Annotated in this window: 14 protein-coding genes, 1 tRNA gene and 1 pseudogene; 8 read left to right on the top strand and 8 right to left on the bottom strand. The window is 57.0% G+C overall.

Annotation, left to right across the window (positions count from 1 at the left end; genetic code table 11):
• Positions 1–152: 152 nt before the first annotated feature.
• The 6 genes from H7848_RS20085 to H7848_RS18790 form a co-directional block, all read right to left on the bottom strand.
• Positions 153–473, bottom strand: a complete 321-nt coding sequence (locus tag H7848_RS20085; RefSeq protein ID WP_237072853.1) for a recombinase family protein — start codon at positions 471–473, stop codon at positions 153–155.
• 45 nt (positions 474–518) lie between these two features.
• Positions 519–1175 carry a recombinase family protein gene (locus H7848_RS20080; protein WP_336512153.1) on the bottom strand — a complete coding sequence of 219 codons (657 nt, stop codon included), beginning with the start codon at positions 1173–1175 and terminating at the stop codon, positions 519–521.
• 529 nt (positions 1176–1704) lie between these two features.
• On the bottom strand, positions 1705–3213 hold the full coding sequence (locus H7848_RS18805; protein ID WP_208354424.1) for an NAD(P)(+) transhydrogenase (Re/Si-specific) subunit beta: 1509 nt from the start codon (positions 3211–3213) through the stop codon (positions 1705–1707).
• Between the two features lie 15 nt (positions 3214–3228).
• Complete coding sequence (locus H7848_RS18800; RefSeq protein WP_208354423.1) at positions 3229–4800, bottom strand: Re/Si-specific NAD(P)(+) transhydrogenase subunit alpha; 1572 nt, start codon at positions 4798–4800, stop codon at positions 3229–3231.
• A 130-nt stretch (positions 4801–4930) separates the two neighbouring features.
• Positions 4931–5383, bottom strand: coding sequence for a methyltransferase family protein (locus tag H7848_RS18795; RefSeq protein ID WP_208354422.1), 453 nt, complete (start codon positions 5381–5383; stop codon positions 4931–4933).
• 74 nt (positions 5384–5457) lie between these two features.
• Positions 5458–6051, bottom strand: coding sequence for a TetR/AcrR family transcriptional regulator (locus tag H7848_RS18790; RefSeq protein ID WP_208354421.1), 594 nt, complete (start codon positions 6049–6051; stop codon positions 5458–5460).
• 93 nt (positions 6052–6144) lie between these two features.
• Between H7848_RS18790 and H7848_RS18785 the strand changes: the two genes are divergently transcribed.
• From H7848_RS18785 to H7848_RS18755, 7 genes are all read left to right on the top strand, one after another.
• On the top strand, positions 6145–6609 hold the full coding sequence (locus H7848_RS18785; RefSeq protein WP_208354420.1) for a (2Fe-2S)-binding protein: 465 nt from the start codon (positions 6145–6147) through the stop codon (positions 6607–6609).
• Between the two features lie 3 nt (positions 6610–6612).
• A complete protein-coding gene (locus H7848_RS18780) occupies positions 6613–8853 on the top strand; it encodes a xanthine dehydrogenase family protein molybdopterin-binding subunit (protein WP_208354419.1) in 2241 nt (746 codons plus the stop codon).
• Positions 8854–8937: 84 nt separating this feature from the next.
• Positions 8938–9684, top strand: coding sequence for a 5-oxoprolinase subunit B family protein (locus H7848_RS18775; RefSeq protein WP_208354417.1), 747 nt, complete (start codon positions 8938–8940; stop codon positions 9682–9684).
• Positions 9666–10685, top strand: coding sequence for a 5-oxoprolinase subunit C family protein (locus H7848_RS18770; protein WP_208354415.1), 1020 nt, complete (start codon positions 9666–9668; stop codon positions 10683–10685). Before H7848_RS18775 ends, H7848_RS18770 begins: the two co-directional genes overlap by 19 nt.
• Positions 10686–10689: 4 nt before the next feature.
• A complete protein-coding gene (locus H7848_RS18765; RefSeq protein ID WP_208354413.1) occupies positions 10690–11448 on the top strand; it encodes a LamB/YcsF family protein in 759 nt (252 codons plus the stop codon).
• Positions 11449–11719: 271 nt separating this feature from the next.
• Positions 11720–11796, top strand: a tRNA-Arg gene (locus H7848_RS18760).
• A gap of 223 nt (positions 11797–12019) precedes the next feature.
• Entirely contained in the window at positions 12020–12259 is a 240-nt protein-coding gene (locus tag H7848_RS18755; RefSeq protein WP_208354411.1) for a hypothetical protein, read from the top strand.
• A 27-nt stretch (positions 12260–12286) separates the two neighbouring features.
• Here the strand turns inward: H7848_RS18755 and H7848_RS20385 are convergent.
• Positions 12287–13315 (bottom strand): annotated as a pseudogene (locus tag H7848_RS20385) (recombinase family protein); the annotation flags it as partial.
• The gene (locus H7848_RS18740; protein WP_208354410.1) at positions 13306–13647 is read right to left on the bottom strand and encodes a hypothetical protein; all 342 of its coding nucleotides are present in this window, start codon (positions 13645–13647) and stop codon (positions 13306–13308) included. The gene H7848_RS18740 and the pseudogene H7848_RS20385, both read right to left, overlap by 10 nt.
• A 224-nt stretch (positions 13648–13871) precedes the next feature.
• Here H7848_RS18740 and H7848_RS18735 point away from each other — a divergent pair, with 224 nt between their 5' ends.
• Positions 13872–14651 carry a ferredoxin reductase domain-containing protein gene (locus tag H7848_RS18735; RefSeq protein ID WP_208354409.1) on the top strand — a complete coding sequence of 260 codons (780 nt, stop codon included), beginning with the start codon at positions 13872–13874 and terminating at the stop codon, positions 14649–14651.
• The last annotated feature ends 154 nt before the right edge of the window (positions 14652–14805 follow it).

Below are 14805 nucleotides of genomic sequence, written 5' to 3'. Positions count from 1 at the left end.
AGCGGTTCGATACGTCCGCGCGGGATCAGGTCTGGGGGTGACCGACATCACATCGAGCTGTTCTACAACCCAAAGCGCAAGCGCACGAAAAACGGCATGCTGTCGCCCGTTGACTTCGAGATCAGACAGCAGAAACTGAACCAGGCAGGTGTCTAGGAAACTAGGGGCACCTCAGTCATCGGTTGATCACAGCACGCACAGGATACAGCCCCGCGCAGTGGGAAGTCTTCATGGGTATCTGCGCGCTTGGGCGCGACGGCCTTGGTTGCCTTGCGGCTTTGGATTTTCTCAAACGTCTCAAGCGAGATCAGCGCATTATGATAGCCTTTACGGCGGGTGATGCCCCAGGGCGCATGTTCAACATATCCGGCATAGATGACGCGGTTCAGAATACCGCTGACCTTTTGCTGGCGGATTTGACCGCCGGGCAGGTCTTTGGGGAAATCGGGTTGCGTCTCAAAAAAGCGTTTCACTTCAGCCTGCGTCGTAAAACGACCGGAAGCATATCCTTCCAACGCTTACTGAATGATTGAGGCTATCGGCTCATCGCGGGTGAGCAGTTTGCCGTGTGATCCGGTCTTCTTGTAGATGTAACCAATGGGCGCGGCAAAAACGGAATAACCATTCATCATCCGCCCCTTCATCCGGTTGGACGTCTGTTCGGCATTCTTCTCGCGTTGATGCTGGGCGACTGAGGCCAGCATATGTTCGACAAGCCGCGAGTCGCTGTCTTCGCCAAACTCAATCGACGGACTTTCAAGGATACCGCCCGCATCAGCCAGCGTTTCGCGCAGCTTGATATGAGCCTGCACATTGCGGGCAAAGCGGCTGATATCATCGATAATGACCACGATGCTGTCTTTGGGATGCAGGCGCAGGAAGCGTGCGCGGCTGTTGGCCATTGCCTTCACCGTAACCCATCTGACAAGCGTCGGGGCGACCACGACATTCTGATCCTTCGTGCTGGCCGTGATGGTGTGCAGGGGCAGATCAGCGGCCCGCGTGTTGCCTCCATGCTGTGCGTAGCTGACAAAGGGGGCTAGCTCGGGGACAACCAAGCCCTGGGAGTCCCTGGCCGCTGTGATCGTGCACATCGGATCATTCAGGCCCTTACTGCGAAAGCCGTCGCCAGAGTGATTGCAGGTGACGATGAACAGCTCTTTGTAGTCCAGCACATAGGCTTCAGAGCTTCATTGCATTGCCAGAGTTTTGCCCATTCCTGAGCGCCTTGGGTTTTGAGCTCGCTGTATTGTCCCAGATTTCCCAACTTGGCGATTTCCAAGTCTTTGAAGAAGTCTTTTGGCTGTCCTGGTTCATTCGCAACCAACAATGCTCCCGCGACTTCTGCCAAGTGGATAGCGTCGAAGAAGCACGGGATGGTCACTTCTCGTCCGAAGGCCTCGACTTGATCTGTGGACGGTAACAGGGCAGCGTCATTGGCCAGTTGCGCTGAGATAAGAGGCATCTCAGTCACGTGAACAAGCAACTGAAAGATTCGTGTTGCAACCTTAGCATGTGTCCTGGTCTCAAAATTCCGCTTTGCGTCTTCGCGTTCGATAAACGAGCATCAGGGGCGGCACTAAACTGGGACAGGTCCAGATTACAGATCGCGCGGCAAGTTAAATCCAAAAACTACCAGCAGGACAGAATTGTATAAGCAGGTCCCTTGCCGCTGGAATTCGATGACAAGGGACCCAGGCAGCGCTAGCTTATCTTTGTCAGCAACTGGTCCAGCGACGCCTTAGCGTCGCCGTAGAACATCCGTGTGTTGTCTTTGAAAAACAGCGGGTTTTCGATGCCGGAATAGCCGGTGCCCTGACCGCGTTTTGACACGAAGACCTGTTTCGCCTTCCAGACCTCAAGCACGGGCATACCGGCAATCGGGCTGTTCGGGTCATCTTGGGCCGCAGGGTTTACGATGTCGTTTGATCCGATGACGATCACAACATCCGTATCCGGGAAATCTTCGTTGATTTCATCCATTTCCAGCACGATGTCATAGGGCACTTTGGCCTCGGCCAGCAGTACGTTCATGTGACCCGGCAAACGTCCTGCAACAGGGTGGATCGCAAAACGAACGTCTTTCCCTTGACCGCGCAGGCGCTTGGTCAGTTCGCTGACCGATTGCTGTGCCTGCGCCACCGCCATGCCATAGCCGGGCACGATGATGATGCTGTCGGCCTCGGTCAATGCGTTGGCCACGCCATCGGCATCAATGGCAACCTGTTCCCCTTCGACGGCCATTTGTTCACCTGATGCGCCGCCAAAGCCGCCCAGGATCACCGATACAAAGCTGCGGTTCATCGCCTTGCACATGATGTAAGACAGGATCGCACCGGAGCTGCCCACAAGCGCGCCAACCACAATCAGAAGATCGTTGCCAAGGCTAAAGCCGATCGCCGCGGCGGCCCACCCGGAATAGCTGTTCAGCATGGATACAACGACGGGCATGTCCGCCCCGCCGATCCCCATGATCAGGTGATAGCCGATGAAAAAGGCCAGCAGCGCCAGCAAGACCAGCGTCCAGCCGCCCGAACCGCTAAGGTACATGATCAGCAGGATCACCGACAAAGCCGCCGCTGCTGCGTTCAATAGATGACCGCCGGGCAATTGCTTGGCCCCGGTGTCGATCTTGAACGGCAGCAGGGACGAGTCGCCCGACAGCTTGCCATAGGCCACGACCGACCCGGTAAAGGTCACCGCCCCGATCCAGATGCCAAGCGCCAGTTCGACCCGCAGGATGCCGACCTCGACACCCGTTTTCTTGCCGATCAATTCACCAAAGTTCGAAAGCGTACCCAGCAGCGTATAGGCCGCATCGCTTAGCGGGCCCTCGGGTTGCGGGAACGGCAGGTCGGCTGCGGCAAATTCGGCGGCGACGCGGCCGATCTCGATATGGGCGTTAAAGCCTACGAAGACTGCCGCCAGACCGACGAGTGAGTGCATGATCGCCACAAGTTCGGGCATTTGAGTCATCTGAACCCGCGTGGCCAGTTGATAGCCCACGGCGGCACCGGCACCGATCAAAACAATCGACAGCAGCCATAGCCCGGAACCAGGTCCGACCAGCGTGGCTAGAACGGCAATCGCCATACCGGCGATACCATACCAGACCGCCCGCTTTGCGCTTTCCTGCCCGGACAAACCGCCCAACGACAGGATGAAAAGAACGCCCGCGACCGCATAGGCCGCAATAGTGAAACCGAAATCCATCTTCCAGCCCCCCGTTTAAGATTTCTGGAACATGGCGAGCATGCGCCGTGTCACGAGGAAGCCGCCAAAGATGTTTACGGCAGCCATAAAGATACCCAGAGCTGCAAGGATCGTGATCAGCACCGAACTGGACCCGATCTGCATCAATGCGCCCAGAATAATGATCGACGAAATTGCGTTGGTCACAGCCATCAGCGGTGTGTGCAGCGAATGCGCGACAGTCCAGATGACCTGGAAGCCGATAAAGACCGACAGCACAAAGACGATGAAATGCTGCATGAAGCTGGCTGGTGCGATCAGACCCACGCCAAGCACCAGCGCCGCGCCAATGGCCAACAGAGTTACCTGATTTTTGGTTTGCTGCTGAAAGGCGGCGATTTCCTGCGCGCGCTTTTCCTCAGCCGTCAGTTCCTTGGGCGTCTCTTTCTTTGGCGCGGCCGCAATCGCCTGCACCTTGGGCGGTGGCGGCGGGAAGGTTATTTCTTTTTCGAAGGTTACGGTCGCGCCGCGGATTACGTCATCTTCCATATTATGAACGACCTGCCCGTCTTTTTCGGGTGTAAGATCGGTCATCATATGGCGGATGTTTGTGGAATAAAGTGTCGAAGATTGCGCGGCCATCCGGCTTGGGAAGTCGGTATAACCAACAATCGTCACGCCGTTGTCGGTCACGATCTTTTCGTCCGCAACGGTCAGTTCGCAGTTTCCGCCCTTTTCAGCCGCCAGATCGACGATCACACTACCGGGCTTCATCGCCTCGACCATATCCTTGGTCCACAGGATTGGCGCGTCGCGGTTCGGGATCAGCGCAGTGGTGATCACGATATCCATATCGGGGGCCAGTTCGCGGAACTTTTCCAGCTGCTTTTCCCGAAACTCAGGGCTGGACGGCGCGGCATAGCCACCACTTCCGGCGCTGTCTTGTGTATCCTCAAACTCAAGGAACACAAATTCAGCGCCCATTGATTCAATCTGTTCCGAAACCTCGGGCCGCACGTCGAAGGCATAGGTGATCGCCCCAAGCGAGGTCGCGGTGCCAATCGCGGCCAGGCCGGCCACCCCGGCCCCCACGACCAGAACCTTGGCAGGCGGCACCTTACCGGCGGCGGTTACCTGACCGGTGAAGAACCGGCCAAAGTTGTTGCCCGCCTCGATCACCGCGCGATAGCCCGCGATATTGGCCATAGACGACAGCGCATCCATCTTCTGCGCACGACTGATCCGGGGAACCATGTCCATCGCAATGACATTGGCGCCCTTGTCCTTGGCCAGTTCCATTAGCTGTTCATTTGCACCGGGGTAAAAGAACGAAATCAGCGTCTGCCCTTCGCGCAGGCGTTTGACTTCAGTCTCAGAGGGCGGGCGCACCTTGGCAACTATATCGACAGCTTTCCATAGGGCCGCGCCGGTCTTGGCAATCTTGACACCCGCGTCTTTATACATCGCATTAGAAAACCCAGCCGCCTCGCCAGCGCCGGTCTCAATCATACAGTCGTAACCCAGCTTTTGCAGCTGCAAGGCACTGTCGGGCGTCATGGCCACCCGCGCCTCGCCCTCATATGTTTCCTTCGGAACCCCGATCTTCATCAGGTCAATCCCCCTTCTTTATGTACACCCGGCCCGAAATTGGACAGAAATGATTCAAAACCCACTTATCTTGCGCAACATTATTGCGCAAGCAAATCACGGCACTATCGACATTCTTGTCGCAGCCATGTCATAGCCAACGCCGCGTCGCTTTTTCATAACGGGCAAATTCAAACCGGAACTTGCGCCGCAATCCGTTTTCTTCTGGTATGACGAAACGCCGTTCGATGATCCAGACGAATATCGGGATCAGTGGCAAACTCAGCACAGCATCCCATCGCAGGATCAGCCCCGCCAAGATCATCGCATCGGCCAGATAAATCGGATTGCGGGACCATTTATAGATGCCCTGCGTGATCAGATTGGTCGCCTCTTCATGGGGGATGATCGTGGTCTGATGCCTGCGAAACTGGATGACGGCCATAAAAAAGATGATCACGCCACCACCCAATAGGACGGCACTGACGAAATCCGTGACGCCGTAATCAAGCGAAAGCCCAAACCCAAAATACCGCGATTGCACCCAGGCCAGAACAAGACATCCGGCCAGCCAAACCGGGGGCGTGTCGATCAGTTTTGTCATTGCATCCTCTGTCTAAGGCAACAGCAATACAGTTTGTTGCATCCTAAGGAATGACATGGATCAAAAGAACCGGTCTATCTGGTCATCCCCATTGCCAATGTCTCGGCCAGCGTCTTTTGCCTTTCACGATAAACCTCAAGCGATGGTGGCGGGGTCTTCAGGCCCTTCAGCGCGGCCATGACGGTGTCTGCCATGACTTCGGGCTTGGTCGTCAGACGGATCTGACCACTTTTTTCAGCATGTTTCAGCCAATCGGCGAAGATACCTGCCAATCGGGCCTCACCTGCTTTGGAAACATCGGCACTTGTGGTAAATTTGGTGTCAAGCAGTTCTTCGCCGTGGGGCGAAGACAGGACGCTGTCGATGATGCCGCCGTCGCGCGCGACAAAGGCGCCGTGCAGAACCTGTGCCAGAGGCCCCGTTTTTTGCAGGGCTTCGGCCATTCCAGCTGCGGCCGCATCGTAATAATACTGTGCCAGTGACCGGAAGATATCTTCCTTGTTCTTGAAATGCAGATAAAGCGCGGGGCGCGACAGATTGGCGGCTTTGGCGATGTCCTCCATCGAGGTACGCCGAAAACCATAGGTGGCAAAGGTCGCAAAAGCCGCTTCCAGAATCGCCTTTCTGCGCGGGTCGGCATCCAGATCAGAGGGGATTTTTTCCGTCATAAGTCTTTCTGACAAAAACGATTTAAAGCGTCAATTGACATTATGACATTTTTCGATAATTTTGTCAGAAAGTAGAACCGCGGAGGATTCCACATGGCGACAACTCTGACAGTAAACGGGCAATCCCATACGGTGGATCTGCCGGACGATGTGCCGCTTTTGTGGGTCTTGCGCGATCAGATCGGGCTGACCGGTACGAAATTCGGCTGCGGTGTCGCGGCCTGTGGTGCCTGCACGGTACATATTGATGGCGAAGCGGTGCGGTCCTGTCAGGTGGCCCTGGCCGATGTCTGGGGCGATGTCACTACGATCGAAGGTGTCGGCACGCCGGATAATCTGGCCGTGATCCAACAGGCCTGGATCGACAATCAGGTGGCCCAATGCGGCTATTGCCAGTCGGGTCAGATCATGCAGGCGGCCGATCTTCTGGCCAACACACCAAACCCGAATGACGCCCAGATTGACGAGGCGATGCAGGGCAATCTGTGTCGCTGCGGCACCTACCCCCGCATCCGCGCCGCGATCAAGGACGCCGCGCAAAAACTGCAGGAGGCGTAGGATATGGGACGACTTCGCAAAATAGCCCGCCGGACCTTTCTGATCGGAACTGCCGCTGTCGCGGGTGGTGTGGCGTTTGGCGTCTGGCAGGCACGCCGGACCTTGCCAAACCCGCTGCAGCCAGAAGGCGACGCGGTGACGCTGAACCCCTATATCATCATCGATCAGTCCGGCACGACAATCATCGCCCCGCGGGCCGAAATGGGACAAGGCATCATGACCACCCTTGCCGCTTTGGTGGCCGAGGAACTGGATGTCAATTTTGACAGTATCAACGTCATCCACGGCCCCGCGGCACAGGCCTATTACAACGGCACGATCATGGGGCTAAGCCTGCCGTTCAAGGACTATGCCGTTACTGATTTTCAGGACAATGTCCGCAACACGTTGGGCGTTGTGGGCAAAATGATGGGATTGCAGGTCACCGGCGGGTCGACCTCGACCGTTGATGCCTATGAGAAGATGCGCATGGCGGGCGCGACGGCGCGGGAAACGCTGAAACTGGCGGCGGCTGACCGATTGGGTGTTGCTATGGATCAACTGCGGACCGAGGGCGAACAGGTCATCGGCGCAGATGGCACGACGATATCCTATACTGATCTTGCCGCCGCTGCGGTGACAATCGAACCGCCCCAGGACGTCACGCTGCGCCCGGCAAGCGAATGGAAACTGCTTGGCCAGTCCCTGCCCCGTGTCGATATGGTGGGCAAGGCCACCGGAACCGCTGAATTCGGTGCAGATGTGCGTCTGCCGGGTATGAAGTTTGCGACGCTTCGGATGAACCCCAAACGCGCGGGCATGATCAGCTACGACGCCAGCGCTGCGGAAAACATGACCGGGGTCGAACAGATCGTTGATCTGGGCGATGGCATCGCGGTGATTGCCAGCAACACCTGGCTGGCAATGCAGGCCGCCGAAGCTGTTGAGATAGAATGGGAAAACGCCAGCTATCCCCCTACGACCAAGGCACTGCGCAAAAGCGTTGATCAGGCCTTTGACACCAGCGCAAACTCGACCATGCGCAACGATGGCGACGTCGATATCGCTATTGAAGGCGGTACCGAAATCACCGCCGAATACCACGTGCCTTGGCTTGCCCATTCGACGATGGAGCCGATGAATTCAACCGCGCTTTACACCAATGACAGCCTTGAAATCTGGTCCGGCACCCAGGCGCCGACACTCGCACGCGACAAATGCGCGGCTGCGGTTGGTTTGGACAGCGATCAGGTCACGGTTCATACGACATATCTGGGTGGCGGTTTTGGCCGACGGGCCGAATTTGACTTTTCCGTTCTGGCCGCGCGCGTGGCGCAGGCGATGCCGGGCGTGCCGATCAAGACCACCTGGTCACGCGAAGAGGACATGCGCCACGATTTCTATCGCCCTGCGGCCAGCGCCCGTTTTCGTGGCGTGGTGCAGAATGGCGAAGCCGTTGTTCTGGATGGTAAAATCGCAGCGCCATCGGTTACTCAGGCGGCGATGCAGCGGGTCGCGGGCTTTGCACCACCCGGGCCGGATAAGGGCCACGTTGAAGGTGCGTTTGACCAACCCTATGGCATCCCGAACTTCCGCATCGCGGGGCATCTGGCCGATGTCGACGTGCCCATCGGATTCTGGCGGTCAGTTGGAAATTCGTTCAACGGTTTCTTTTTCGACAGCTTTATCGACGAACTGGCCCATGCCGCCGGTCGCGATCCGCTGGAGTTTCGCCATGATCTGATTGCCCGCGAACATGCGCCTTCGGCCGCTTTGCTGGACGAAGTGGCCGAAATGTCGGGCTGGACCGGTGCGACACCTGATGGCGTCGGACGGGGTGTTGGCTTCACCTACTCTTTCGGGACGCCCGTTGCACAAGTCATTGAGGTCGTTGATGAAAACGGGCTGATCCGCATTCAGAAAGCCTGGATCGCCTGTGATGTCGGCACAGCCCTGGACAGAAGTATTATCGAAGCACAAATGATCTCGGGTCTGATCTATGGTCTATCCGCGGCCGTCATGGGTGAAATCACATTCGCAGATGGCGAAGCCCAGCAGTATAACTACCCCGACTACGACGCCCTGCGCATCCACACCGCCCCACAGGTCGATGTGCGCATCCTTGAAAACAACGCGCACATGGGCGGCGTTGGCGAACCTGCGACACCGCCATCAATGCCTGCCTTGGCCAATGCCATCTTTGACCTGACAGGCGTACGCGCACGGGAATTGCCACTGAACAAGCAGTTCGATTTTCTGCTTTAAAGGCATCGCCACATCTATTTGTCACGGGGGCGGGAATAGTGTCGAATACAGGCGTAACGCTTTGCAACGATATGGCCTCTTCCTGTGACAGTACTGAAACCACACCGGCAGAACGCAACCGAACCAGACCTGATACCACTGGGTCAGGATGGCGTTCTGATCCGATTTTCACTGATCAATGATCCGCAGGTGAGCGATCAGGTCATCGCCACACGACACGAGATTGAGGCCGCAGGGATCGATGGTGTTGAAGAAATCGCAGGGTCGCTGACATCGGCACTTGTTCGCTATGACCCTGTTCGGATCAGCCGCACCGATCTGATACACCGATTGGCAAAGACAATGGCACAGATGACGCCTCAGCAAGTGCAGACGGGGCGCCATTGGACGATACCAGCGACCTTCGATGGCATTCACATGCAAGAGGTTTGTGAACTGACAAATCAGAACCGTGATAGGGTCATCACAGACATAGTCAAAACGGCACTGCGGGTTCTGGCCATCGGCTTTGCGCCCGGCCAACCCTATCTTGGCCTGCTGCCCGATCACTGGAATTTTCCGCGCCAGGATCATTTGACCCAGAACGTACCGGCAGGCACCATCATCACCGCTGTGCAGCAGCTAATCCCCTTTGCCACGACCGGCGTTACCGGCTGGCGTCAGATCGGATACTGTGCCTTTCGTGCGTTTTCCACGAATCGAAACGAACCATTCGTTCTGCAACAGGGCGATATGGTCAGATTTGAACAAGTGTCTGAAAGCGAAATGGCGGATATCGAAAAATCCAACACGGATGGGATGGGTGGTGCCAGATGTCGGGCACAGCTGTGATCGAGGTCATTTCAGCCGGGCCTGCACTGACCCTTCAGGACCTTGGCCGCCCCGGATACGTGCAACAGGGTGTCGCACCGGGCGGTGCCGCAGACCCGCTTGCGATCCTGGAAGCAACTGCGCTTTTGTCCGTATTTCAGCCCGTCACCGCAATCGAAATGCCCCTGATTGGCGGGGCGTTTCGCACCAACGCACCGATTTTCTTTGCGCTGACGGGCGCGCCCATGCAGGCCCGCATCGATGACCAGCCCATACTTTGGAATGCCTCGCACTGGTTGCAGGCCGGTCAGACGCTGCAGATTGGCAGCGTCACGCAGGGCACCTACGGGTACCTTAGCATCACAGGTACTTTGCAGGTGCCGCCGATCCTGAACAGCCGCTCAAACTATCGGTCGATCAAACCGCGACCACCCCTTACAGCAGGTGACACGCTAGAGGTGATCCCCGCGCAGCCCCAGCCCCCCTTGCGTCTGCCGCAGCCCGACCGCTTTGACGGCGGCTGCATCCGTGTCATGCCCGGACCGCAAAGCGATCTTTTTCCCCAAGCTGAACGTGACCGCTTAGCCGGCACCGCTTTCACACGCAGCCCGCAGGCAAACCGCCAGGGCGTGCGGCTTGATCACGACGGCCCCGGTTTTCTGCCGGAAAGCAGCGCGACGCTGGCCTCGGATTTCATAAAATGCGGCGATGTGCAGATCACCGGAGACGGGGCGCCCTATGTTTTGCTAGCCGATTGCCAGACCATCGGTGGCTACCCCCGGATCGGAACCGTCGTGCAGGACGATATTCCCAAAGTCGCACAAGCCCCCGCCGGCGCACCGTTGAATTTCCAGTGGCTCGACACCGATGCGGCTGACGCCCTTTATCAACCAATGTCAGCCCAACTGCGCAGAATACGCGATCAGGTCAAACCGCTGATCCGCGACCCGCGTGATATCAGCGACCTTCTCAGCTACGATCTGATCAGCGGCGTGACCGACGCAAAGGCCCCACAAGGATAATAACATGAGCAAAAAAATCGATCTGAACGCGGATATGGGCGAAAGCTTTGGCCCATGGCGCATGGGCAATGATGACGCGCTGCTGGATATCGTGACCTCGGCCAATATCGCGTGCGGCTTTCATGCAGGTGACCCTGACACGATGGCGCGAACGATACGTCAGGCGGTGGCGAAGGGCGTCGGGATCGGCGCGCATCCGGGGTTTGCCGACCTGCAAGGCTTTGGACGCCGCCGCATATCACTGTCACAGGCCGAGCTGGAAAACCTGGTGATATATCAATTGGGTGCCGCCCAGGCGATGGCAAAGGCTGCGGGCGGCAAGGTGCGGCATTTCAAGCTGCACGGCGCTTTGTCCAACATGGCGTCCGAGTCCATCGATATCGCACGAACCTGCTATCAGGCGGCGCTGCGCGTGCAACCCGACTTGGTGATCATGGTCCTGTCCGCCACCCCGATGGAATACGCTGTGCGCGATATGGGCTGTGCCTGGGCGGGCGAAATCTTTGCCGATCGCGCGTATAACGACGACGCGACACTGGTCGACCGCAGCAAACCCGGGGCCGTGATCCATGACCCCGACCACGCCGCCGACCGCATCCTGAACATGCTCGACGCAGGTGCGATCATTTCTGAAAGCGGGCATCATATCCCCTGCCGGATCGACACCATCTGCCTGCACGGCGACGGCAAAACCGCCCTGGACATCGCCCAAACCGTCAAGACAAGATTGATACGCGGCGGATATACTCTGGCATCTTTGTAGCGACTGAGAAATCGAAACCGCGCGGAAGCAAAACATATGCTTGCTAAACGCGAAGGTAAAAGTGTATTTAGCTAATGCAACTGCATTGTCAGGCACCCGTAGCTCAGCTGGATAGAGCGCCGCCCTCCGAAGGCGGATGTCAAGTCTGGTGATGGTTAAAGGTACCGCGAGAAAGACATTTTGAATCAACGGCTTGGGCGGATGTCGGAACTGCCCTTCAAACTGGTTGAAGGTTCGAGTAAGCACTGCGTAAGCAGTAGGAATACATAGAGCACCCGTAGCTCAGCTGGATAGAGTGTCGGCCTCCGAAGCCGAAGGTCACAGGTTCGAATCCTGTCGGGTGCACCATTTCACATTTTCCTGCCAATTTCTCTAAAACCCCAAAGATTACAGAGGGTTGGGGGGTTCGAAATCCACTTTCGCGGCTGTAGGCCAAGGGGGCCTCGAATGAGGCTCTGAGCAGGGTTTTTCTGAGGGCGAGGCTGCCCTTTTCCCATAGATTCCAGGGGTTTGAGAGAAACACCATCGTGAGTTCGAAAATCTCTTGGAAGCTGTGCTTTGGTTGCGTATTTTGCGCCAGTTTGTCGGCCAGGATCAGTTTGTCGCTCTCCAGTGTGGCGATCTTTTTCTCATAAGCCGCAATGACGGTTGGGTTCTCCGCTTCCACAATCCGGTCCAGCAAGCCGTCCAGTTGTTTGTCGATCTTTGCGATGTCGCGCTGGAAAACATCCTTCTGCGCAGCAGCCTGGGCGCTGCGTTGGCCCCAGGCGTTCTTGAGCATCATGCCGACAAGCCCCAGGACTTTGCGTGAGGGTGACATGGCCTTCAGCAAGTCCTCAAAAGCCGCATCAACCGTCTCGGCGCGGATGCTTTTGCGATACATCGCGCAGGTCTTGGTCTGACACCAGTAGTACGGATACCGCTTCCCGGTCTTGCTCTTCGACCAGCAGGAGGTCATGGGCCTGTCGCAATCAGCGCAGGTGACCGCACCGCGCAGCGGGAAATCCTGATTAAGATCGGGCCGTGCCGGAGAGAGCTTCCGGTCCGCTTTGCGTTCTTGAATGCGTTCATAGGTATCAAGCGAGATCAGCGCCTCGTGGTGGCCCTTGCGGCGCGTGATGCCCCAGGGTTCATGCTCGATGTAACCTGCATATAGCACGCGGTTGAACATGTCGCTGACGACCTGTTGGCGCACGGTCCCGTTGACGTTCGGAAAGTCAGATTGGTTCTCCAGGAATCGTTTGACCTCAGCCTGACTTTCAAAACGCCCCGCTGCGTAACCTTCCATGACCTCTTTGATGATAGAAGCCACGGGCTCATCGCGCACCAGAACCTTGCCTTGGCCACTGCGTTTCTCATAGCGGTAGCCAATGGGCGCGGCAAAGACGCTGTATCCGTTCATCAGGCGGCCCTTCATGCGGTTGCTGGTTTGCTCGCCGTTCTTCTCGCGTTGGTGCTGCGCCACTGACGCCAATAGGTTCTCCACAAGGATCGAGTCGCTGTCTTCGCCAAACTCGATGGACGGGCTTTCCAGCTTGCCACCTGCCTGCGCCAGTGACTGACGCAGTTCCAGGTGGGCGGTCAGGCCACGGGCCAGTCGGCTGATATCGTCGATGATGACGACAATCTCACTGGCCTTGCCTGCATTCATATGCAGGTAGCCCAGCATCGATTGCATACCGGGGCGTGCCGTGGCCTTGCCCGTCATGTCGTCCGTGAAGACGTCGCGCACGTCATAGCCTTTGTACTTCGCATACTCCCGGCAACGGGTTTCCTGCGAGGCCAATCCATCGCCTTCGCGGACCTGTTTCGCCCCGGACACTCGGCAATAGATGACCGCCTGTTGTGATGAAGTGCTTATCGCCATGCCGGACTCCTTTCCTTTGGGTCCTGACCATTGTCAGAAACCGCATTGTATGACGTTGAGAGTGATGATCTTGGGTTCAAGTGTACCACATCGCCCATGGGCAGTTCAGCCAGAGAGACATCTTGTCCACAGGCTTGTTGCACCGGATGGACGCCGAAGCCGAGATCGACAAAGCTGACGACGATGGACCAGAGGGCTTCGATCAGCTCGCGCTTGTCGGCCTCTGAGATGTCTTCATCTTCAAAGAACGGTAGATAGGCGTCCCAATCGATCTCCAGGCTGGGCGGGGCTGTCTCGGGATTAAACTGCGGGGGTTTGTCGGGCATATCCATTGTCATCTCCTTCTCGGCCCCAGGGGGCCGGATTGCTGCAAACACATCTTTCCCGCACACCCAAAGGTGGTATTACGGAAAGAAACATATGGGTCATAAGACCTGATGGGACCGGCACTTCTTCAAGCTGGCAGGGCCTCAGGAATGCTTTTAGCATTCAACCTCAGGTCGTTCGGCATGCAATATGCCCGTAAAATCAGGTAATTTGAGGGCAAGGTTTGCAGATGCAGGTGGATTGGCTGAAAGCGAGCAATGAACAGCGCGCCGCGCTTTATCAGGTTTGCAAGGCGATTGTGGCGGCCAACCCGTTCTCATGGGACGAACTCTTCGGCGAAACACTGGCCCGCCAGGCAGGCACCAACACCCATCTCAGAGACAACTTCCGGCGTGGTACAATCAGTTGCGCCCATAGCGCTGTCATCGCGGCGTGGATTGCCAGAGAGCATTCTGCAACGGCACAGGACATCGCTCCCGACTTGTTTCCATCGGACTTAAGCAATGCCTGGGAGGCCTTGACCAGCGAAAGCGCGATCTACGGCCAACTCAAGATACGGCTGCTGAAACAAAGCCGTGGCATTGTGCAATCCGCTGCCAAAACCCCCGTGACCGCCAAACCCATTCGCTTGGGGCAGCACTTCTGCTTTGATTTGACGACCGGCAGAAGCGGCCAGGTGATGGCGCTGCAGTGTGTCAAGACAGACTGGTATCCGTTGCCTCTCGATATGCAGAGCAACCAACTCGCCGTCCATCGCGATGCGGGACAGCATTTGCTACCGTTGGACGATGGAAACAGACCGCATCCCATTGCGGACTACGTCCATGACGGGCTACACCGCTTTGTGTTTATCATTGGACCGAAGGACCTGATTGATGCGTTGACGGAGATGCTGGTACCGGGTGAGACCATACTGCCTAAGACGTTGAACGCATTGGCGCACGCCATCAACAAATGCAGCACCAACCTCGCGGAGCTGCATAGCATCAGTCAAGAGTTCCTAGCATAGGGGGCGTATTTTGTTGAAAAACACTTGTTGATCGCGTTGCCCAAGACTGATTCAATTCCCTTATTGGTTGGGGGCATTGGCGATGATGGGACCGAAACAGGAAGCACAAGCTGCGCTGTTCTATGAATTCTCGCTTGAGGATCACGTCCCACAA

It is taken from the genome of Pseudaestuariivita rosea, assembly GCF_017592335.1.
Classification (GTDB): Bacteria; Pseudomonadota; Alphaproteobacteria; order Rhodobacterales; family Rhodobacteraceae; genus Parasulfitobacter; species Parasulfitobacter rosea.
Note: the sequence above shows the minus strand (reverse complement) of the source record. Positions and strands in the feature narration are given on the sequence as shown.

Coding starts and splice junctions, on each gene's coding strand:
- H7848_RS18770 (WP_208354415.1), top strand. CDS start 9,666: ATGTCGGGCACAGCTGTGATCGAGGTCATTTCAGCCGGGCCTGCACTG.
- H7848_RS18800 (WP_208354423.1), bottom strand. CDS start 4,800: ATGAAGATCGGGGTTCCGAAGGAAACATATGAGGGCGAGGCGCGGGTG.
- H7848_RS18735 (WP_208354409.1), top strand. CDS start 13,872: ATGCAGGTGGATTGGCTGAAAGCGAGCAATGAACAGCGCGCCGCGCTT.
- H7848_RS18790 (WP_208354421.1), bottom strand. CDS start 6,051: ATGACGGAAAAAATCCCCTCTGATCTGGATGCCGACCCGCGCAGAAAG.
- H7848_RS18805 (WP_208354424.1), bottom strand. CDS start 3,213: ATGGATTTCGGTTTCACTATTGCGGCCTATGCGGTCGCGGGCGTTCTT.
- H7848_RS18785 (WP_208354420.1), top strand. CDS start 6,145: ATGGCGACAACTCTGACAGTAAACGGGCAATCCCATACGGTGGATCTG.
- H7848_RS18740 (WP_208354410.1), bottom strand. CDS start 13,647: ATGGATATGCCCGACAAACCCCCGCAGTTTAATCCCGAGACAGCCCCG.
- H7848_RS18780 (WP_208354419.1), top strand. CDS start 6,613: ATGGGACGACTTCGCAAAATAGCCCGCCGGACCTTTCTGATCGGAACT.
- H7848_RS18795 (WP_208354422.1), bottom strand. CDS start 5,383: ATGACAAAACTGATCGACACGCCCCCGGTTTGGCTGGCCGGATGTCTT.
- H7848_RS18765 (WP_208354413.1), top strand. CDS start 10,690: ATGAGCAAAAAAATCGATCTGAACGCGGATATGGGCGAAAGCTTTGGC.